Source organism: Planococcus sp. CP5-4_YE, from assembly GCF_019042655.1.
In the GTDB taxonomy this organism is placed as follows: domain Bacteria; phylum Bacillota; class Bacilli; order Bacillales_A; family Planococcaceae; genus Planococcus.
In genome coordinates, this window is the sequence record NZ_JAHPZO010000003.1 from 327,672 (window position 1) to 347,829 (window position 20,158).

18 protein-coding genes are annotated in these 20,158 nt (G+C 47.8%); 1 reads left to right on the forward strand and 17 read right to left on the reverse strand.

Going from position 1 to position 20,158, the window contains the following annotated elements:
• Positions 1–25: 25 nt before the first annotated feature.
• From hflC to KTG14_RS06095, 17 genes are all read right to left on the reverse strand, one after another.
• Entirely contained in the window at positions 26–1,006 is a 981-nt protein-coding gene (gene hflC / locus KTG14_RS06015) for a protease modulator HflC (protein WP_216970073.1), read from the reverse strand.
• The gene (gene hflK, locus KTG14_RS06020; RefSeq protein ID WP_216970074.1) at positions 1,006–1,977 is read right to left on the reverse strand and encodes an FtsH protease activity modulator HflK; all 972 of its coding nucleotides are present in this window, start codon (positions 1,975–1,977) and stop codon (positions 1,006–1,008) included. The genes hflC and hflK overlap by 1 nt, the downstream gene beginning before the upstream one ends.
• 172 nt (positions 1,978–2,149) lie before the next feature.
• Positions 2,150–3,370, reverse strand: a complete 1,221-nt coding sequence (locus tag KTG14_RS06025) for a carboxylate--amine ligase (RefSeq protein ID WP_216970075.1) — start codon at positions 3,368–3,370, stop codon at positions 2,150–2,152.
• Positions 3,371–3,379: 9 nt separating this feature from the next.
• Positions 3,380–4,780, reverse strand: coding sequence for a two-component system histidine kinase PnpS (gene pnpS, locus KTG14_RS06030; RefSeq protein ID WP_216970076.1), 1,401 nt, complete (start codon positions 4,778–4,780; stop codon positions 3,380–3,382).
• Positions 4,777–5,484: a response regulator transcription factor gene (locus tag KTG14_RS06035; RefSeq protein WP_216970077.1), complete on the reverse strand. Its 708-nt coding sequence runs from the start codon at positions 5,482–5,484 to the stop codon at positions 4,777–4,779. Before KTG14_RS06035 ends, pnpS begins: the two co-directional genes overlap by 4 nt.
• Positions 5,485–5,529: 45 nt before the next feature.
• Positions 5,530–6,006, reverse strand: coding sequence for a MaoC family dehydratase (locus KTG14_RS06040; protein WP_216970078.1), 477 nt, complete (start codon positions 6,004–6,006; stop codon positions 5,530–5,532).
• A 159-nt stretch (positions 6,007–6,165) separates the two neighbouring features.
• Positions 6,166–7,104, reverse strand: a complete 939-nt coding sequence (mdh, locus tag KTG14_RS06045; protein ID WP_216970079.1) for a malate dehydrogenase — start codon at positions 7,102–7,104, stop codon at positions 6,166–6,168.
• 62 nt (positions 7,105–7,166) lie between these two features.
• Entirely contained in the window at positions 7,167–8,435 is a 1,269-nt protein-coding gene (icd, locus tag KTG14_RS06050) for an NADP-dependent isocitrate dehydrogenase (protein WP_216970080.1), read from the reverse strand.
• A gap of 78 nt (positions 8,436–8,513) precedes the next feature.
• Entirely contained in the window at positions 8,514–9,629 is a 1,116-nt protein-coding gene (gene citZ / locus KTG14_RS06055; protein ID WP_216970081.1) for a citrate synthase, read from the reverse strand.
• 188 nt (positions 9,630–9,817) lie between these two features.
• Positions 9,818–10,204: an FxsA family protein gene (locus KTG14_RS06060; RefSeq protein ID WP_216970082.1), complete on the reverse strand. Its 387-nt coding sequence runs from the start codon at positions 10,202–10,204 to the stop codon at positions 9,818–9,820.
• A 27-nt stretch (positions 10,205–10,231) separates the two neighbouring features.
• Positions 10,232–11,989 carry a pyruvate kinase gene (gene pyk, locus KTG14_RS06065; protein ID WP_216970083.1) on the reverse strand — a complete coding sequence of 586 codons (1,758 nt, stop codon included), beginning with the start codon at positions 11,987–11,989 and terminating at the stop codon, positions 10,232–10,234.
• 22 nt (positions 11,990–12,011) lie between these two features.
• Positions 12,012–12,971, reverse strand: a complete 960-nt coding sequence (gene pfkA, locus KTG14_RS06070; RefSeq protein ID WP_216970084.1) for a 6-phosphofructokinase — start codon at positions 12,969–12,971, stop codon at positions 12,012–12,014.
• A gap of 139 nt (positions 12,972–13,110) precedes the next feature.
• Positions 13,111–14,076 carry an acetyl-CoA carboxylase carboxyl transferase subunit alpha gene (gene accA / locus KTG14_RS06075; protein WP_216970085.1) on the reverse strand — a complete coding sequence of 322 codons (966 nt, stop codon included), beginning with the start codon at positions 14,074–14,076 and terminating at the stop codon, positions 13,111–13,113.
• Complete coding sequence (gene accD, locus KTG14_RS06080; RefSeq protein WP_216970086.1) at positions 14,069–14,941, reverse strand: acetyl-CoA carboxylase, carboxyltransferase subunit beta; 873 nt, start codon at positions 14,939–14,941, stop codon at positions 14,069–14,071. The genes accA and accD overlap by 8 nt, the downstream gene beginning before the upstream one ends.
• A complete protein-coding gene (locus tag KTG14_RS06085; protein ID WP_216970087.1) occupies positions 14,932–15,573 on the reverse strand; it encodes a FadR/GntR family transcriptional regulator in 642 nt (213 codons plus the stop codon). Before KTG14_RS06085 ends, accD begins: the two co-directional genes overlap by 10 nt.
• Before the next feature lie 161 nt (positions 15,574–15,734).
• Complete coding sequence (gene dnaE, locus KTG14_RS06090) at positions 15,735–18,788, reverse strand: DNA polymerase III subunit alpha (protein WP_216970088.1); 3,054 nt, start codon at positions 18,786–18,788, stop codon at positions 15,735–15,737.
• Between the two features lie 17 nt (positions 18,789–18,805).
• Positions 18,806–19,747 (reverse strand): DHH family phosphoesterase, encoded by a 942-nt coding sequence (locus tag KTG14_RS06095; protein WP_216970089.1) that lies wholly within the window; start codon positions 19,745–19,747, stop codon positions 18,806–18,808.
• A 93-nt stretch (positions 19,748–19,840) separates the two neighbouring features.
• Between KTG14_RS06095 and KTG14_RS06100 the strand changes: the two genes are divergently transcribed.
• Positions 19,841–20,140 carry a YtpI family protein gene (locus tag KTG14_RS06100; RefSeq protein WP_216970090.1) on the forward strand — a complete coding sequence of 100 codons (300 nt, stop codon included), beginning with the start codon at positions 19,841–19,843 and terminating at the stop codon, positions 20,138–20,140.
• The last annotated feature ends 18 nt before the right edge of the window (positions 20,141–20,158 follow it).

Consider the following 20,158-nt stretch of genomic DNA (forward strand, 5'->3'; position numbering starts at 1 on the left):
TAGAAGAGAAATGACGGCTCATTAGCTATTCAAGATTTCCGGATAACAGTCTTGCATATGGTGAATCCGACGGCATGATGATGACCGTATCTTCACCCACCGTTTTCGAATACGACTCGAGTGAACGGTATAACTCATAAAACTCTGGGTCTTTCGAGAACGACTCGTTGTAGATCTGGGCGGCTTCCGCTTCCCCGTCAGCTTGGATCAAGGCCGCTTCTTTTTTGGCGGTTGCAATGACTTCCTGAGCTTCGCGGTCGGCTTGCGCTTCGATCTCACGCTTGCGTGCATCGCCTTGCGACAAATAATCCTGCGCAGTTGAATCACGTTCTGAGATCATCCGCGTAAAGACGGCTTGTTCGTTTTCTGCCGGCAAATCGGTACGTTTCATGCGGACATCGACGACTTCAATGCCATATTGATCCGTTTCTAGCAATTCATTGACTCTTGTAGTCACCGTGTCATTCAAGCTGCCGCGCGAGGAATTTTCATCATTGATGATTTCATCATAATTCAGTTGGCCAAGCTCGGTGCGCACGACGGAATAGATAAACTCTTCCATGCGCGATTCGGCGTTGATGATCGTGCCGGCATTGGAAATCATGCTCAACGGGTCGGTCACATGCCAAACTGCGTAATTATCGATGAGAATTCGCTTTTTGTCCCGCGTGTTGATCTCAGCTTCCGTCACATCATAGGTCATCTGGTATTTCGGGATGGTCGTCACGCTTTGAATGAACGGAATCTTCATTTTGATGCCGGGATCTTCCTGAACTTTGACGACTTCGCCAAACTGGCGGACGACGCGGTATTCATTTTCTTTTACGACATAGGTATTGGTCAAGACAATCAGCAGTGCGAAAAAGATAATTGTCGAGATGAGGATCGGTTTCCAGTATTTCCGGTAATTGATTGGTTCTCTCGGCTCTCTAGGTTTTTTTGGCTGGGTTTTGTTACCGAAGATATCCGTCGTATTGGAATTGCCGAATGGCTGTTTTGGATCCATTAGTTGCCGCCCCCTTCTTCAGTTTCTTCTTCCGCAACTGGCGGTATTGCAGTCTGCATTTCACCGAGCGGCAAATATTTCATTGTTCCTTCATCATCATTCATAATATAGAGTTTAGCGTTCGGTAGCACCGACTCCAAGGTTTCCATGATCAAGCGCTGCCTAGTTACTTCGGGATTGCCTTCGTATTCGGCATACAATTTATCGAATACCGCGACATCCCCTGTCGCTTGCTCGACGCGTTCCACTTTTTGCGCTTCCGCCCTTGAGTTGATGGCCGATTTCTCACCTAAAGCTTCGTTGCGTTTCTGGTTTTCGTATTTATTCGCTTCGTTGATTTTTGTGTTCATCGTCTCACGTGCATCCGTCACGTTCGTGAATGCCGCGCGGACTTCCTCGTTTGGCAATTCCACATCCTGCAGCTTCACTGCCAAGACGGAAATGCCGATATCGTATTCTTCAATAAGTGAAGATAAGAGATCGCGTGTTTCCGCTTCGATTTCCGCTTTACCAGAAGTTAGGGCATCATCGATTAAAGAACTGCCGATAATTGAACGGATCGATGCTGATGTGGCATCATGAAGCATCTCACGAGGATCTTCTGCATTGAACAGAAATTTTTTCGGATCAGTGATTTTCCACTGTACGACCAGATCCGTCAAGACGATGTTTTCATCTCCCGTGATCATCTTAGTTTCTTTGTCATATGCAGTGACTTCGCCATCTTCGTTTTGATCATAGCCAAATTGAAGGCTGTAAGTTTCTTTTGACATCACTTCCGCTTTTTGGATCGGCCAAGGCATCTTGAAGTGAAGCCCTGATTCCGTGACCGGCTCACCCGCCTCTCCGAATGTAATGATGACTGCCTGTTCCGACTCATCGACGGTATACCAGGATGTAAAGACAGCGACCAATAACAGAATGGCCACAATCGATAGCCCGATAATCGACAGGATTCGTTTCGTCGTCATGTTGTTTCCCCCTTTTAATCTTTATAACTATGTATACGGAATAATAGTGGAATAGTTTCAGCAAAATAGAAAAAGAGCCCGGGGAGGGGCTCTTTTTCAAGTCATGCGGTTGAAGGGGGTTCTATTAAAGAATAGCACCCGATTGTGAAGCTGGTGTTAAGCCTGTGTAAACTTACCATTGATTGTTTTTATATTTTTTATAATAATTCACTTGGCGCGCAAAAAGATACAGTTTGCGCTTCATGTGGGTGTCTTTTTTATAAAATAACGGATTGCCGTATTTTTTTTCCTTGATCAAACGCTTAATGTCTTTTTGCACAGCCTGATTTTGGACGAAGTTGCGCAGTACCACTTTCGGGACAACCGTAAACAAGAAGTCTTCATTTAAATATGTAACCGGCTTATCTGTTTTGTAGATCAGATCATCGACCAAGTACTCCGCCATATTATGGCCGAGCGCCGTTACGTAATAGCTAGAGCGCCCTTGGCGGATGTTCACTTCAAAGACCTTAAATTTCTTGTCGCGCGAATCGTATTTTAAATCGAAATTGGCAAAACCGGTATAGCCGACCGCTTCAAGAAAATGCTGGAGCTTTTCCATCATGTCCTTGTCAAAGCGCGTGATGAGTGCCGTGTAATTTCCAATAGCTGTGACGGTGTGTTCCTGCAAGACGACTTGTGCATAAGTCACCAATTGGGTCTGGCCTTTCGAATTGGCGTAAATGACCGAATCCCACATATATGTATCATCGCCAGGAATGAAATCCTGAATGATCAATTCGTCACGATATCCGCTTGCTTTAATTTTCTGAACGACTTCGAATAATTCTTTCGGGCTGTCCACTTTATAGACTTTTTCCTGGCCTTCAAACTTATTGCGGCTGTATTCGATACCGTTGCTCGGCTTGACGACGACCGGATACATCATGTCGCTATCGTCGAATGGCACATCCTGGCTGCAATCATAAAAATAAGTTGTCGGTGTATCGATGCCATGTTGTTTGCACAATTCGTAGAAATTCGCTTTCATCTGCAGTTGATTCATCAACGGTTCGGTCGGATAGTTGAACACATAATGCTCGCGCAGTACTTTGGCATTTTCGATGATCAAGCGTACGTATAAATCGTTTGTTCCGACCAGCAGCAAAGTTTTGCCGGGAGCTCTGTATTTATCTGCCATGCCGATCAGAATATCAGCGAAATGTTCCGGTTCGGATAGTTTTTTATCAAATTCGATGGTTTCAGTGATCGAGCTCATCTCCGTAAAGGACAATGGCTCTTTGCCGATCAAAATTGGTTTGATGCCGTATGCTTCATGAAATGAAATTGCCATATTATAAGCATTCATATCGGTGCCGACAATGATCGGCAAAAATGGGTGTTTGGTTTCCATATGTTCCTCCTAAATTTCTTCCGCAAGCGGCAAATAGACGGTAAAGGTCGTGCCGAATCCGACTTCGCTTTCCACTTCGACATTGCCATGATGCGCTTCAATGATGTGTTTGACGATCGAAAGCCCAAGCCCAGTGCCACCCGAATTCCGGCTACGAGCCCGGTCAACTCGGTAAAAACGCTCAAACAAGCGGCCGATTTCGGATGCTTCGATGCCGATTCCCTGATCTTCCACTTTTACAATCGCCTGGTCGCCTTCTGCAAAAAGCATCAGTGATACCTTTGTGTTTTCCTGAGAATAAGTGGAGGCATTGATCAATAAATTGACGATTACTTGGATGAGCCGGTTGCCGTCGCCGCTCACGGTAACCGGTGCCAAATCCAATTCAAGGGTAATATTCTTTTCTGCCAATTTCGGGTGCACCGTTTCGACAGCCCGTTCAATGATAGCTTTCATGTCCGTCGGCTCCAGTTCAATGTGGAATGCGGAACGCTCCATATTCGACAAGTTGAGCAAATCATTGATGAGCATTTCCAAGCGATTGCTTTCTGTCTGGATAATTTCCAAAAAGGACAATAGAGTATCCGTGTCCTGATAAGCCCCATCCAGTAAGGTCTCGGAAAAACCTTTTATGGATGTGACGGGCGTACGCAATTCGTGTGAAACATTCGCCACGAAATCCTTACGCACTTGCTCCAATTTTTTCAACTCAGTTATATCATGAAAAACGATGACTACACCGAGCCAACGCTCATGTTCACCGATGACCGGCGCGCCGTAGACATCCAAGTTCTTCATTTTCAACCCTTCTGCAAACTCAATTTGATCGCGCGAACGGGTCTCAGTCATGAACACTGTTTCAATGAAGGATTTTAGCTCGGGCGCGATATCGATTTCACGGTACAAACTACCAAGAACCGCGTCACTGCTCAAGCCGGTTTCTTCCAGAAAGGCTCGATTGACCAAGGAAATCGTCCCTTGCCGGTCGATCATGACCAGTGCGCTGCCCATATTCTCGATCAAAGTTTTCAGCCGTTCCTGTTCCATAAGGCGAACAGCGGTAACTTCCTGTAAATTGCGGGCAAGTACGTTGATCGTCTTGTTCAACTCTAAGCTGCCCTGGGCATCGGACTCATAAGCGCGTGCGCGGTAATTCCCCTTCACAAGCTCTACTGCAGTTGCGGTGGCATTTTCTATCGGCTCCACTTGCAAACGGATAATACGGTTGCCGATGACGGCAGATGCCCCTAGACCTATCAGGAAAATAAGCCCAAGCGCCGACCACACGGCGGATTTATTTGCTGCCACCTCATATAAAGGAAGAAACTGGAGCACGATTAAATAGAGACCGACAAGCAGCGTACCGTTCCACAGCAGCAAGGAAATCAGCAGGCGGCGCCGGAAAGTCATGAACTTTTCGGCTCCTCGAATTTATAGCCCAATCCACGGATCGTTTTGATATAAGTAGGCTTTCGCGTATTCGCTTCGATCTTTTCACGTAAATGACTGACATGAACATCGACAATCCGGGTATCGCCGGCAAAATCATATTTCCACACAGCGCTCAATAATTGATCTCGGGTCAATACCCTATTTTTATTTTCTGCCAAGTAGACCAGCAATTCGAATTCTTTCGGAGTAAATTCTAATTGCTTCTCATCCAAAAATACTTCGAATCTATCAGGAAAAATTTGTAATTTACCGAACACATATGGGGTTGCCCCGTCCTGCTGGATAACAGGGCTTGTCTCAGCCCGGCGCAATACCGCTTTGATGCGGGCAACTACTTCACGTGGACTGAATGGCTTGGTCATATAATCATCGGCACCAAGCTCCAAGCCGAGCACTTTATCAAATTCATCGCCTTTTGCTGTCAACATGATGATTGGGATGTTCACTTTCTGCTGGCGCAATGATTTGCATACTTCTACGCCATCCATTGACGGCAGCATTAAATCTAGCACGATCAAATCCGGTTTTTCGCTCAGCGCAAGATCATAGCCTTGTTTTCCATCATTCGCAATAACCGTTTCATATCCAGCTTGCACCAGATTATAGGATAACAATGTTGCAATTGAATGTTCGTCTTCAATAATCAAAATTTTCTTCGGCATATAGCATCCTCCACACTCAATTTGGAACCCCCATCCCAAACTGCTTTAGAAATTCTCCATCGCCTGGGTCGTTAATTTGTTTGAAGTCTTCGGCGGCTGTGCCACAATTTTCCCTTCAATGCAAACGGTTCCTTCTTCGTCCGTGCCTTCAACACGGATGGTCACCAAATTGCCCCTTAAGTCTACATCCGCCACTTCCAATAAAAAATCGACTGTCGCGTAATGATAGACCGGCTTTTTGAAAACCAAATGCTGTTCGCAAATATACGAACCTGGGCCTGGCATGTACTTGGATACCGCTGATGTGACGATTCCCGTCAACATGATATTCGGCACGACCGGTTTTTCAAAACTGGTCGTTGATGCAAAATCATGCTGGATATATAAAGGATTTCCATCGTTCGTCAGACCGAGATACAAAAGCAAATCCTTATCTTCGACTTTTTCCGTCAACTTCAACTTCTCACCGACTGTAATATCTTCAATTTTTCTGCCTAATTTGCGTTTTTTTCCGAGCAACACAGGCGTTCCCTCCCCTTGAGTCGTTCATATCCTTATAGTATCAATTTCTAGAGCACAAGTGCAAGCTCCCTCGCTTTGTCACAGCGGGAATAAACACTTGAAACTAGCTTCTTCTATGTAAAGAAAAAGCCGGACAGGATATCCTGCCCAGCTCGTACGTCAAGCCAATACATCCATGACTGCCTTCACGGAGGCAGCCGACTTATCGAGTGCTTGCTTTTCTTTTTCATTCAATTCGATTTCAATGATTTTTTCGATTCCCGAAGCACCAAGAACTGCCGGCACGCCAAGGTAGATGCCGTCCATGCCGTATTCCCCCTGCAAATAAGCAATGGATGGCAACACTCGTTTTTGATCAAGCAGAATCGCTTCGGCCATTTCAACAAGAGAAGCAGCAGGCGCATAATACGCCGAGCCATTGCCAAGAAGGTTGACGATTTCCGCCCCGCCTTTACGCGTCCGCTCGACGATTTGATCCAGGCGGTCTTTTGGAATGAGAGTTTCTAGCGGCACGCCGCCAGCTGAAGAATAACGGACAAGCGGCACCATGTCATCTCCATGCCCGCCAAGCACAAACCCTGTAATGTCTTTAACCGACAGATTGAGCTCTTGTGCCACAAAACTGCGGAACCGTGCGGAATCTAGCACGCCGGATTGGCCGATGACTCGTTCTTTTGGAAAACCGGATTCTTTAAAGACAGTATAAGTCATTGCATCAACTGGATTGGTCAGCACTAGGATGGTCGAATTTGGCGAGTGGGCAACGATTTCTTTAGTGACTGATTTCATGACTTTCTGATTGGTCTGAACTAAATCATCCCGGCTCATTCCCGGCTTTCTGGCCACCCCTGCTGTGATAATGACGAGGTCGGAATCTTTCGTGTTCGCGTAATCCGAAGTTCCTGTAATATGTGCATCAAAATTCAATACAGGTGCTGCTTCCGCCATATCCAGTGCTTTGCCTTTTGCAGGATCTTCCATTGCAGGAATATCGACGATGACGACATCCCCCAATTCCTTCTGCGCCAGCAGGAATGCTGTCGTAGCACCAGTAAATCCAGAACCGATTACCGAAATCTTTTTCCGTTTGAATGTCATACAAAACTCCCCTTTCCGTCGGATGATACAACAAAGAGGAGGCAAAAGCCTCCTCTTTCATTTTACATGTTTTTAATTAACTCATCAGCGAATGCAGAAGTTTTAACTTCTGTCGCGCCGTCCATTAGACGAGCGAAGTCGTAAGTAACAACTTTAGACGCAATGGTTTTTTCCATTGAAGCAGAAATCAAGTTAGCCGCTTCCGTCCAGCCAAGGTGCTCAAGCATCAAGACGCCTGAAAGGATGACAGAAGATGGGTTTACTTTATCAAGTCCAGCATATTTCGGAGCTGTACCGTGAGTCGCTTCGAAGATGGCATGTCCTGTGTCGTAGTTGATGTTCGCGCCTGGCGCGATTCCGATACCGCCAACTTGTGCAGCAAGTGCATCAGAGATATAGTCACCATTCAAGTTCATTGTTGCAACCACGTCGAACTCGCTTGGACGTGTAAGGATTTGCTGAAGGAAAATGTCAGCGATGGAATCTTTAACAAGGATTTTGCCAGAAGCCAAAGCATCTTCTTGCGCTTTGTTCGCAGCATCTGTTCCTTTTTCGTCTTTGATTGCATCGTATTCGTTCCATGTGAAGACCTTGTCGCCAAACTCTTGTTCAGCCACTTCGTAGCCCCAGTTTTTGAAAGCTCCTTCAGTGAACTTCATGATGTTTCCTTTGTGGACAAGTGTTACCGAGTCGCGGCCTTCAGTCAACGCGTAGTTGATCGCAGCGCGTACTAAGCGTTTTGTGCCTTCTTCAGAAATCGGTTTGATACCAAGACCTGATGATTCAGGGAAGCGGATGTTTTTAACGCCCATTTCATCTGTAAGGAATGAGATCAATTTTTTCACTTCGTCGCTGCCGTTAGCGTATTCAATACCTGCATAGATGTCTTCAGTGTTTTCACGGAAGATGACCATATCTGTATCTTCAGGGCGTTTCACCGGTGAAGGCACGCCTTCGAAATAACGCACTGGACGCAAGCAAGTGTATAGATCTAGCTCTTGGCGAAGTGCCACGTTCAATGAACGGATACCGCCGCCGATTGGCGTAGTAAGTGGCCCTTTGATAGCGATCAAGTATTCGCGGATAACGTTAAGTGTTTCTTCTGGAAGCCACTCGCCTGTTTCGTCGAATGCTTTTTGGCCAGCCAAAACTTCTTTCCAGACGATTGATTTTTCGCCGTTATAGGCTTTGTTTACCGATTCTTCCAATACGCGTGAAGCTGCGTTCCAGATATCCGGTCCAGTTCCATCACCGATAATGTACGGGATGACTGCATTGTTAGGGACGTTCAAGACGCCATTTTCTACTGAGATTTTTTCACCGTTAGTCATGTGTAAGTTCCTCCTGATTTCAAAGTCATGGGGCTGCACAATGTGTCAGCCCCATCAAATTTTATTGTATTGCCTGAATTAACGTTCTTCAACCGGCACATAAGTTTGCATGCCAGGCCCGATGTATTCCGCACGCGGGCGGATCAGACGGTTATTTGAGTATTGCTCAAGAATGTGCGCGAGCCAGCCCGACGCACGGGACACTGCAAAGATCGGCGTAAACAAATCGTGTTCAATGTTCAAGGAATGGTAGACCGAAGCCGAGTAGAAATCGACATTTGGCGGAAGCGGTTTAGCGTTCGTCACCAATTCTTCAATTTTTACAGACATGTCATACCATTTCGATTCGCCGCGAAGCTCTGTCAGTTTTTGAGACATTTCACGCAAATGCTTGGCACGCGGGTCGCCTTGTTGGTAGACGCGGTGGCCAAAGCCCATGATTTTTTCTTTGTTTGCGAGTTTTTCGTTGATAATTGGTTCGACTTGGTCGACCGATCCAATTTCTGTCAACATCTTCATTACTTGTTCGTTGGCACCACCATGAAGTGGTCCTTTCAAAGCACTGATTGCCGCTGTTACACCTGAGTAGACGTCAGACAGTGTCGCAACCGCAACGCGCGCAGTGAACGTAGAAGCGTTCAGTTCATGATCTGCGTGAAGGACGAGCGCTTTATTGAACGCTTCGACTTCGATGTCTTTAGGTTCTTCGCCAGACAGCATGTAAAGGAAGTTTGCTGCAAAGCTATAATCCGTTTTTGGTTGGATCGGCTCTTGGCCAGAACGGATACGACCAAATGCTGTTACAAGTGTCGAGATCTTCGCCTGGATTTTAATGGCTTTGCGGTAGTTCGCTGCATCTTCCATTACTTCCGCTTCTTCGTCGAAGAGGCCAAGCATGGAAACTGCTGTACGCAATGCCGCCATTGGATGAACGTTTTTGATGTCGTATGACTTAAAGTGGTCAAGCACCGCTTGTGGCACCGCCATGTTATCTGCGAGTTGCTGTTTCAACTCAGCAAGTTCGTCCGTTTTTGGCAAACGTTGGTGCCAAAGCAGATAAATTACTTCTTCGAAACTGGCATTGTTCGCCAGATCGTCGATATTGTAGCCGACGTATGTAAGTGTGTCATCGATGATCGAGCTGATCGCCGATTGGGTAGCGACTACACCTTCTAAACCTTTTGATGATGTCATATAAATCTCTCCTTCTACATTCTACTTCATCATTCCAAAAAAAAAGACAGAATAATGAGCCATCTGTTTTCATGTACTTTTCCGTAAATGGACTTACCTAGCCATTATAATCAACTTTGTACAATTTGTGAATGAAAACGCTTGTTAAAATTTAAAAACCGATTGGCTGATGATGAATGAACCCGGAATTATCCTACGATAATCCGGGTATTTTTCATCTTCTTCTGAAGCATTCGATAAACCAACGGCTTGTAGAGCTTTTGCGTCGGGGTGAACAATAAGCTAAACCCGACGGCATCTGAAATAAATCCAGGCGTCAGCAACAAAGTTCCGCCGACCAGGATAAAAGCAGCGCCGATCAGGCGGTCGCCTGGCGGCTGCATCTGGTTCATGCTCGATTGGATATCACGGATTGCTTTCAGCCCTTGGCGTTTTGCTAAGAAAGCCCCAAGCAACCCAGTCGTCACGATCAAGGCGAGTGTCCAGAAGAATCCAATCTGCCCGCCTGCCCAGATTAAAATCGCAAGCTCAAGAGTCGGTACGATCACCAATGCCAGAAAGATCCACTTCATCATAGTCAATCGACCTCCAAGTTTTCTTTACTATACGCTTGCATGCCCGTGATAAATGACGCCTGCATCTGCATCGATCGTGATTTCCTGGCCGGATTCCACTTTCGTCACTGCATCTTTAACACCGACGATTACAGGAATCCCAAGACTTAGCCCCACTACTGCAGCGTGGCTTGTCAAACCGCCTTCTTCCGTCACGATGCCCGCGCAATTATTGATAGCATCCATCATGTCGCGGTCAGTACCGTAAGTGACGATGATTTTGCCTTCGGTATCTACTGACAAGGCTTCTTCAGCATTGCGCACAACCACTGCTTCACCGAAGCCAACGCTCTTGCCGATGCCCTGCCCTTTCGCCAAAATGTCACCGATGACGCGCAGCTTCATCAAGTTGGTTGTCCCAGCTTCACCAACTGGAACTCCAGCGGTAATGATGACAAGGTCACCGTGCTTGATCAAGCCGTGCTTAAGCGCTTCTACCACTGCGACGTCGAGCATTTCATCTGTCGATTCAACGCGTGTTCCGACAATCGGCTGGACGCCCCAGATCAAGGCCAGCTTGCGCGCCGTTCGTGTCGTAGATGTTACTGCAATGACCGGTGAACCTGGACGGTATTTGGAAATCATCTTAGCCGTATGGCCGCTTTCGGTCGGCGCCAAAATTGCCTGCACACGCAAGTTTAGTGCAGTATAAGCAACGGCCTGGCCGATCGCTTCTGTCATATTCGACTCTTTCTCTTTGCGGCGGTTAGAAACGATTTGCTTATGGTTAAGTGCAGCTTCCGTCGTCTCTGCAATGCGGTGCATCGTTTCGACTGATTCTACCGGATAAAGCCCTGCTGCCGTTTCGCCTGATAGCATAATTGCATCTGTGCCGTCAAAAATGGCATTCGCTACATCGCTTGCTTCTGCACGTGTCGGGCGTGGGTTGCGCTGCATGGAATCCAGCATTTGCGTCGCCGTGATAACTGGCTTCCCTGCACTATTGCATTTGTTTATCATCGATTTTTGAACAATCGGCACTTCTTCTGCAGGAATTTCTACACCGAGATCTCCACGTGCAACCATCAGGCCGTCTGAAACCATAATGATTTCATCCAAGTTATCGACGCCTTCCTGGTTTTCGATCTTCGGAATGATTTGAATATGAGACCCACCATTTTTCTCCAGCAAACTGCGGATTTCCATGACATCTGAACGTCTGCGGACAAATGATGCGGCAACGAAGTCGACATCCTGTTCAATGCCGAATAAAAGATCGGCAGCATCTTTTTCAGTGATTCCTGGCAATTGAACAGATACGCCTGGAACGTTAACGCCTTTCTTCGTTTTCAGTGTGCCGGCATTTTCAACGACCGTATGGATCTGGCCTTGTTCTTTGTCGATGCTTGTAACGCGTAATTCGATCAATCCATCATCCAACAAAATCATCGAGCCTTCATGGACATCTTCAATCAATTTTTCATAAGTAATCGAAAACATCTCTTTTGTGCCCAACACTTCCGTCATAGAAATCGTAATTTCCTGGTGAGTTTCGAGTTCAATTGAATCATTTTCCATTTTATGGGTTCTTATTTCCGGACCTTTTGTATCCAGCAGGATTCCCACTGTAATGCCAGTTTTTTCGGAAGCTTCGCGGATGCGCTTGATGCGTAATGCATGCTCCTCGTGGTCGCCATGCGAGAAGTTTAGGCGGGCGACGTTCATGCCTGCTTTCATCAATTGTTCTAGTACTTCCGGTGATTCACTTGCCGGCCCGATTGTGCAGACGATTTTCGTTTTTCTCAATAGACTCACTCCAATTAGCTGTTTAAATTGATAATTCTTTAGAAAGCTGGTACAAACTCATATCGGCATCGTGCTCTTTTTCGAACGCCGTTGTCATATCATAGTCTACCACCTGATGATTTTTCATGCCAATCGCCAGTCCGCCTTTTCCTTCGAGCAGCACTTCCACTGCTCTTGCTCCGAACAGGCTGCCAAGCACACGGTCGCGGCCAGTCGGTGTGCCGCCCCGTTGGATATGGCCAAGCACCGAAACACGCGTTTCAACATTGGTCTTGTCCGAGATGAGCTCAGCCAGTTCTCCGCCACTCATGACGCCTTCTGCCACTATGATGATGCTGTGTTTTTTGCCACGCTTGCGGCCGCTTTCGAGGCGTTCAAGCATATCATCGATGTCGTATGGATCTTCAGGGATGAGGATGGTTTCGGCACCGCCGGCAAGTCCAGCCCATAAAGCCAAGTCGCCAGCGTCTCTACCCATCACTTCGATGATGAATGTCCGCTCGTGGCTCGTCGCCGTATCGCGAATCTTATCGATCGCTTCGATGACAGTATTCAATGCCGTATCAAAACCGATCGTGTAATCCGTCCCAGGAATATCGTTATCAATCGTTCCCGGCACCCCGATGCTCGGGAATCCTTTTTTTGTCAAAGCCATCGCCCCGCGGTATGAACCGTCTCCGCCAATGACCACCAAGCCTTCAAGCCCTTTTTTCTTCATCTGTTCAATTGCTTTCCATTGCCCTTCATCTGTCCGGAATTCATCACAACGGGCAGAATAGAGCTTTGTACCGCCGCGCTGAATAATATCACCGACGTCCCCAGCTTGCAGGTCTTTAATATTGCCTTCAATCAAGCCTTGGTAGCCATAATAAACGCCAGCCACTTCGATGCCGTGGTAAATACCTTTCCGAACGACTGCGCGAACCGCCGCATTCATCCCCGGCGAATCGCCGCCACTTGTCAACACTCCAATTTTCTTCACCAAAACCGCCTCCTGCACTTCCTTTTACTTTATTCACCTTACCACGCAGGGCCTGTGCTGTCAGTCCATAACTCCTGTTCAGCGTGCGTTTTTTGTTGAATCCCGAAAAATAAAAAAGCCGCATAACGCGGCCTGATTTTTATTCTGTGAAAACGCCGATTGCCCTGAATTTCTCGTAGCGCTGTGAAATCAATTGTTCTGCGCTCAAGCCTTCCAATTCCTTCAATGAATAACGGATTGCTCCGCTGATCAATTGTGCCTGGCAGGTGGTATCGTGATGGGCGCCGCCGCGTACTTCAGGAATCATATGCTCGATGATGCCCATCTTCAACAGATCAGGCGCCGTGATTTTCATGGCTTCCGCTGCAGTTTTAGCAAGTGCCGCATCTTTCCATAGAATCGACGCCGCTCCTTCAGGCGAAATGACCGAGAACGTCGAGTTTTCGAGCATCAAGATTTGGTTGCCGACACCAAGCGCGAGCGCCCCGCCGCTGCCGCCTTCTCCGATGACAATGGAAAGCACCGGCACTTCAAGCCCCGCCATCTCGACCAGATTGCGCGCGATTGCTTCGCTTTGCCCACGTTCTTCTGCAGCTCTTCCCGGATAAGCGCCTTTTGTATCAATCAGGCAAATGACCGGGCGCCCGAATTTCTCCGCTTGCTTCATCAAGCGCAGCGCTTTCCGGTAGCCTTCAGGATGCGGCATCCCGAAATTGCGGCGGACGTTTTCTTTTGTGTCCTTGCCGCGCTGATGACCGATGATCGTCACTGGCTGCCCTTCAAAACTCCCGATGCCACCGATGATTGCCTCGTCATCCCCGTAGACCCGGTCTCCATGAAGTTCGATGAAGTCCTTGAAGACGAGCGGCAAATAATCTAAAGTCGTCGGTCGTTCCGGGTGGCGTGCCACTTGAACCCGGTCCCATGGTTTCATGTTCTCATAGATTTCTTCCTCGAGTTTCGCAAAACGCTCTTCTAAAGAAGTGATTTCCGAACTAAGATCGACATCTACCGTTTGCGTATATTCCTTCAACTCGGAAATCTTTTTTCTCAATTCAATCAATGGCTCTTCAAACGCCATCGTCTTCATTTTCTTTTTAGACATCGGATCCAGCCCCTTTCACATGCAATTGCACAATGGTCGACAGCGTCTCGCGCATTTTAGAGCGATGCACGACCGCATCGAGCTGGCCATGGTCAAGCAAAAATTCTGCCGTCTGAAAGTCCTCCGGTAATTTTTCGCGCACCGTTTGTTCAATGACGCGGCGCCCTGCAAAGCCGATCAATGCTTTCGGTTCTGCCAAATTGATATCGCCAACAGAAGCAAAGCTGGCAGATACGCCGCCAGTTGTCGGATGAGTTAAGATCGATACGAATAATAGACCCTCATTCGAATGGCGTTTTAAAGCGACACTAGTCTTCGCCATCTGCATGAGCGACAGCACGCCTTCTTGCATACGTGCGCCTCCGCTTGCCGTAAAGATCAAAAACGGCACTTTCAATTTAGTAGCCAACTCAACAGCACGCGTGATTTTCTCGCCGACCACCGAGCCCATCGAGCCCATGCGGAAGTGCGAATCCATTACAGCCACGACCACCTGTTGGCCATTAATCGAACCCGTCCCTGTTAAAACAGCTTCGTTCAATCCGGTTTTTTCACTGTCGGCCTGGACTTTTTCGCTATAACCCGGGAAGTTCAAAGGGTTTTCAGATTTCAAATGATCGTCCACTGAATCAAAACTCAATTCGTCCAAAAGGTGGACGATTCGTTCGCGGGCCGTCATTTTGAAATGATGATCGCATTTAGGGCACACTTTCCCCAAATTCTCCAATTCTTTCGTCAAGGTAATGTGTTTGCAATTCGGGCATTTCGTCATCAAGCCCTCCGGCACATCTTTTGCCGCTTTGGAAGGAATCGTCGCTTCTTTTTCATCTCGTTTTTTCTTGAATATATCGCGTATCATTGCCATTGTGCATTCTCTCCTTTAATTAAGACACTGCTCCAGGCTTTAAAATCCCGGATGGCCGTTTCAGCATCCTGCTGCTCGATCGCCTGCAGGATGTTTTTCAGCAAGGGTCTCTCTTCCGGCATGACTTCGCCGTCATAAGGGTTGCCCCCATATTGCTTTAATAAGAACCAAATTTTCAGCGAAAGGCGGTTGCCAGACAGTACCATCAATTCGCGGACAAAGTCTTCCCTTATGAATTCATGCCCATCCAGCCGCTCACGTAAACTTTCCCATACCGGAAGTTTTGATGCATCGCTTGCGCAGATAACCTGGATGGCCGCAGTTTCGTGTATGCACATCGTTTCCCACACATCTTCTAAGGTTTTATTGTCCTGCAATATGAAGGTCGCGAGCAATTCGACGAGTCGGTGTTTTCTTGGGTCAGTTAAAAATGTCCCTTCCCCTCGGCGAGTTTCGATAAGCCCCAGCAATTCCAAGCTCCGGAGCGCCTCACGGATCGTCGAACGGCCGACCGCTAACTTCTCAGCCAACTCCCGCTCTGAAGGAATCCGGTCTCCCGGCCGAATGTTCTGTTCCCGAATCATATCCCGCATTTCACTTACAATATTTAAATAGCGTTTTGGCTGACTCATGAAAACTCCTTTTGTTTCCATTTTTTTGAAAGTGGTCTGACCACTAATCTTTCTATACCTTACAAAAAATTTCGGCTGCCGTAAAGAAAAAACTGCATTTCTTTTTAAGAAATGCAGTTCCTTGTCGATCCCCTTATGTGAAACTAGCTTGTTGCGCTGCTTTACACAATGGTTTTGCAGATGATGCTCGTCTTACCTTGGCGGGTTTCAGCTGTTCCTTGGATTTCGAGCAAGGCATCTTTATCGAGCGTTTCGTTGTATTGCGCATACTCTTTCGGGAACAGCGTAACCGATGCCACTCCGCTTTCATCCTGCAACGTGACAAACGCCATCGCATCGCCTTTTTTTGTACGGATGCGCCGTACGTCTTCCACCAGCCCGAGCACTTCTACGCGCTCACGGTCTTTTTTCTCCGGCAGGTCATTGAGTGCTGTATATGCTTTGTTGCGCTGCTCTTTTTCCCGTTCCACGGGATGCGTGCTCAAATAAAAACCGAGCGCTTCTTTTTCAAAGTCGAGCTTAAGCCCATCCGGCATAGGTTCGGCTTTGGTATATTTCGGTTTCATGAAGCTAGATCCCATGTCATCAAATAATCCAGGGGCCTCATTCGGCTTGACCAGTTCCGCATGCTTGATCGCGCTGTCAAGAGACGCGAGCAGGACGGCACGGTCTTTTCCGAGTACGTCCAGTGCCCCGGCTTTGATAAGCGGCTCGAAAGCCTTACGGGTGAAATGCACTGCTGATATTCGTTCAGCGATATTGAACAGGCTCTGGAAAGGCCCTTCCTTTCTCGCTGCTAAGATGGCTTTGACCGCCGTTCCAGGAACGCCTTTTACGATGCTGAGGCCTGCCCGGACTTGTTGTGCCTCTGACGAAAACCCATAGCGGCTATTTGCGATGCACGGTGCGGCAAGTGAAATTCCACGCTCTTTCATTTCACGCATAAACTGGGCCGTTTTCTCATTATTCCCTTGGCTGTTCGATAATAGGGCAGCATAGAACTGCACAGGATAATGGGCTTTCATATAGGCGAGTTGATAGGAAATCATACTGTAAGCGACCGCATGGCTTTTCGGGAAGCCGTAATCAGCAAATCGCACAATCAGGTCATAGACGTCTCCCGCTTCTTTTGCGGTATAGTCGTTTGCGGTAGCGCCGCTGACAAAATGCTGTCGCTCTTCATCAAGGATTTGGCGATTTTTTTTGCTGACCGCACGGCGCAATAAATCGGCCTCGCCTAAGCTGAAGCCCGCCATTTCGGCAGCGATTTTCATAATCTGCTCCTGGTAGACGATGACGCCGTACGTTTCCGACAAAATCGGCTCCAGCACCGGATGGATATAGGCTACCGCCTCTTCGCCGTGCTTGCGTCGTGCGTAAAGCGGGATAAATTCCATCGGGCCCGGACGGTACAAGGCATTGACTGCGACAATATCGCCGAATGCGCTCGGCTTGATGAGCATCAACGCGCGTCGCATACCAGGCGACTCAAGCTGAAAAATCCCTGCTGTATCGCCCTTCGCCAATAAAGCATAAGTTTCTTTGTCGTCGAGCGGCAAACTTCGGTAATCAATTGCCAAGTTCCGATCGCGTTTCAGCATATGTGCCATGTTTTCAAGAACCGTCAAATTTCGCAATCCGAGAAAGTCCATTTTCAATAAGCCGATTGCTTCAAGTTCCTGCATCGGCCATTGGGTAATGAAAATATCATCATTGCCTTTTTCAATCGGAACGTAATCCACCAATGGGCCTGGGCTCAAAATGACACCTGCTGCATGAATCGAAGAATTTCGGGGCAAGCCTTCCAGCTTCAACGCAGTCTTGAACCAGCGTTCGCGTGTTTCATTGCCGATGATCCAATCCTCCAGCGCTTTCGATTTACGGAGAGCTTCGCGTAAAGTGATGCCCGGTCGGCTCGGGATGAGTTTGGAGATCTTGTCGAGCTCTTCGACTTCAAAACCGAATACCCTCGCCGTGTCTCTCGCGACCGCTTTTGTGGATAAAGTGCCGAATGTGATGATTTGTGCGGTCTGCAAGGCGCCGTATTTTTTCGCGACGTACGCAACGACTTCATGGCGTCGGTGGTCTGCGAAGTCGATGTCGATATCCGGCAAGGTGACCCGCTCAGGATTCAGGAAACGCTCAAACAATAACCCATGGGCGAGCGGATCGACATCCGTAATGCGCAACGCAAAAGCAACGAGCGAACCAGCGGAAGATCCGCGACCCGGGCCTGTCAGGATGGCTCTTTTTCTCGCATAAGCCATGAAATCGGAAACGATGAGGAAATAATCGATATAGCCCATGGACGAAATGACGCCTAACTCGTAATCGAGCCTGTCCGAATAGCTTTGTTCCAATTTCCCGAGACGTTCTTCCAGCCCCTTCAAGCAAAGTGTACGGATGAGCTCGTTTTTGTCGCTGCCTTCTTTTACCGGATATTTCGGCAGCAATTGGCGGTTTAATGGGATGGTGACACGGCAGTTCATGAGCAGTTCACGGCTTTGTTCCAGCCATTCAGGATGGTCTGAAAACCACTCTAATAATTGTGCTTGTGTCGGCACGAATGCCGCTGAATGTTCAGGCTTCGGGCGTTCAGGATCGCTTAACTTGAAGCCGTCCCCGATTGATCTCGCCACTTCATACGCAAAGGCATCTTCTTGCTTCACATATCGGCATTCATGGCTTGCCATCAATTTGAGGCCGAACGTCAAGCAGAATTCAGTAAATGCTTCTTCAGTCCCCTGCACACTTCCTCCAGGCCGTTCGATGCTGGCGAATAAGCGCTCGCCGAATAACCCTGACAGCATGCCGAGCGCTGCGCTGCGGTCTGTCAGCACCCACGCAGTATTATCGGGAATTACGCATAATAAACCTTCCTGATAAGCTGCCAGCCATTTTTGCGGGATGGCTTCCACGTCCCGAGTCGATAATGCACTCGTCAGTTTCAGTAACATATGGTAGCCGGTGTTGTTCTGCGCATATAGCACCACAGGAAGTGCGGCACCGTCGAAGTCGACGGGCACGGAAAGGCCGAGCACCCCGTGGATGCCGGCCTTTTTGCAAGCGTCCCAAAATGGCAGGACGCCGTATAATTTGGAATTGACTAAGGCTGCCGCGCTGGCGCCTTGTTCGGTGAGAACTGCAAACAGTTCCTCGAGGCGAATCGTGCTTTTAAGCGGATCAGCCGCCGTCACGATATGCGGGTAGGCCATTTCAACACCTTCTTTCCTCATGCCTTCGCGCAAATTTCCTCCAGGCGCCGAATGACCCGGTCAGCTTCGTCCCAGGAATAAGCGACTGCACCGGACGCCATCGGGTGCCCTCCGCCCCCGAATTCTTTTGCTAACGTATTGATGACTGGCCCTTTTGAACGCAGCCGGACACGAATTTCATTATCTTCTTCTATTAAAATAACCCAGGCTTTGATGCCTTTGACGTTGCCAAGCGAACCGACCAGCAATGAGGTGTCCGTTGCAGTCACATCGAATTTCGCCAAAATGTCCTGCGTGATTTTGACAAAGGCAGCACCATTTTCATCTATTTGGAAATTTTGGTACATATATCCTTGTAAATGAAGCAATTTACGATCCATCTCGTACATTCCGTTATGGAGTTCGTTGCGGTCAAAATCATATTTGATCAATTCGCCCGCCACGTCGAAGGTTTTTTGCGTCGTGCTTGGAAACAGGAAGCGCCCTGTATCGCCGATGATGCCTGCATAGAGCAGCCTTGCCCCTTTATCGGGCATGATCCAGTTTTCATCCGCTTGCCCACATGCAAACAATTCGTAAATCATTTCAGAAGAAGAGCTGGCTTTAGTATCGACATAACAAATATCCCCGTAATTATCATCATTCGGGTGATGGTCGATTTTCACCAACTTCGCTCCTTTTAGATAGCGCTGATCATCGATGCGGTCTGTATTGGCCGTGTCTGTAACGATGACCAAAGCCCCTTCAAAATCTGCGTCTTCAACCGTATCGGGAAAATCAAGGAAATCCATTGTGTAATCGTGTTCTCCTGCCGCAAGAACGCGCTTGTTTGGGTAGTTGTGGCTTAATATGTATTTCAAGCCGATTTGGGAACCGTATGCATCGGGGTCAGGTCGTACATGGCGGTGAATGATGATGGTATCGAATTGTTTAATTGTGTCGATGATTTGACTATACATTGCTTCAATCCTCCAGTGGACAGGGAAATCCATTCGCATTTTCTGATCATCCCCATTACAATGGAGATAGATTTGCATAACAGGAGGTTCCCCATGCTCATATTCATATTTTTGATTATTGTTTCTGCTGTATTCTATCTTTACTATAAAACGAAACAGATTCGAACGCGTCTGCCGGTACGAAAAAATTGGTATGCAAGCCGCGCCCAAATTGCGCTCGGCAGTTTTATCGCCTTTTTCGGCATCAACCAGCTGTTCATCTTCCAAACCGTTGTCACCTATATCATCGCCGGTATCTTTATTGTTCTTGGCTTGGCGCTGATCGTCCACAATTTCAAGGCCAACCGCCATTACCAAGCGTTTCTTGACGAAGAAACCCGCCTAAATCCATAAAACAGCCCCTCCCTTGCG

What these genes read in the sequence shown, in the direction of transcription:
- hflC (WP_216970073.1), bottom strand. Translation starts at nt 1,006, where the DNA reads ATGGATCCAAAACAGCCATTCGGCAATTCCAATACGACGGATATCTTC.
- hflK (WP_216970074.1), bottom strand. Translation starts at nt 1,977, where the DNA reads ATGACGACGAAACGAATCCTGTCGATTATCGGGCTATCGATTGTGGCC.
- KTG14_RS06025 (WP_216970075.1), bottom strand. Translation starts at nt 3,370, where the DNA reads ATGGAAACCAAACACCCATTTTTGCCGATCATTGTCGGCACCGATATG.
- pnpS (WP_216970076.1), bottom strand. Translation starts at nt 4,780, where the DNA reads ATGACTTTCCGGCGCCGCCTGCTGATTTCCTTGCTGCTGTGGAACGGT.
- KTG14_RS06035 (WP_216970077.1), bottom strand. Translation starts at nt 5,484, where the DNA reads ATGCCGAAGAAAATTTTGATTATTGAAGACGAACATTCAATTGCAACA.
- mdh (WP_216970079.1), bottom strand. Translation starts at nt 7,104, where the DNA reads ATGACATTCAAACGGAAAAAGATTTCGGTAATCGGTTCTGGATTTACT.
- icd (WP_216970080.1), bottom strand. Translation starts at nt 8,435, where the DNA reads ATGACTAACGGTGAAAAAATCTCAGTAGAAAATGGCGTCTTGAACGTC.
- citZ (WP_216970081.1), bottom strand. Translation starts at nt 9,629, where the DNA reads ATGACATCATCAAAAGGTTTAGAAGGTGTAGTCGCTACCCAATCGGCG.
- KTG14_RS06060 (WP_216970082.1), bottom strand. Translation starts at nt 10,204, where the DNA reads ATGATGAAGTGGATCTTTCTGGCATTGGTGATCGTACCGACTCTTGAG.
- accA (WP_216970085.1), bottom strand. Translation starts at nt 14,076, where the DNA reads ATGTCTAAAAAGAAAATGAAGACGATGGCGTTTGAAGAGCCATTGATT.
- accD (WP_216970086.1), bottom strand. Translation starts at nt 14,941, where the DNA reads ATGGCAATGATACGCGATATATTCAAGAAAAAACGAGATGAAAAAGAA.
- KTG14_RS06085 (WP_216970087.1), bottom strand. Translation starts at nt 15,573, where the DNA reads ATGAGTCAGCCAAAACGCTATTTAAATATTGTAAGTGAAATGCGGGAT.
- dnaE (WP_216970088.1), bottom strand. Translation starts at nt 18,788, where the DNA reads ATGGCCTACCCGCATATCGTGACGGCGGCTGATCCGCTTAAAAGCACG.
- KTG14_RS06095 (WP_216970089.1), bottom strand. Translation starts at nt 19,747, where the DNA reads ATGTATAGTCAAATCATCGACACAATTAAACAATTCGATACCATCATC.
- KTG14_RS06100 (WP_216970090.1), top strand. Translation starts at nt 19,841, where the DNA reads ATGCTCATATTCATATTTTTGATTATTGTTTCTGCTGTATTCTATCTT.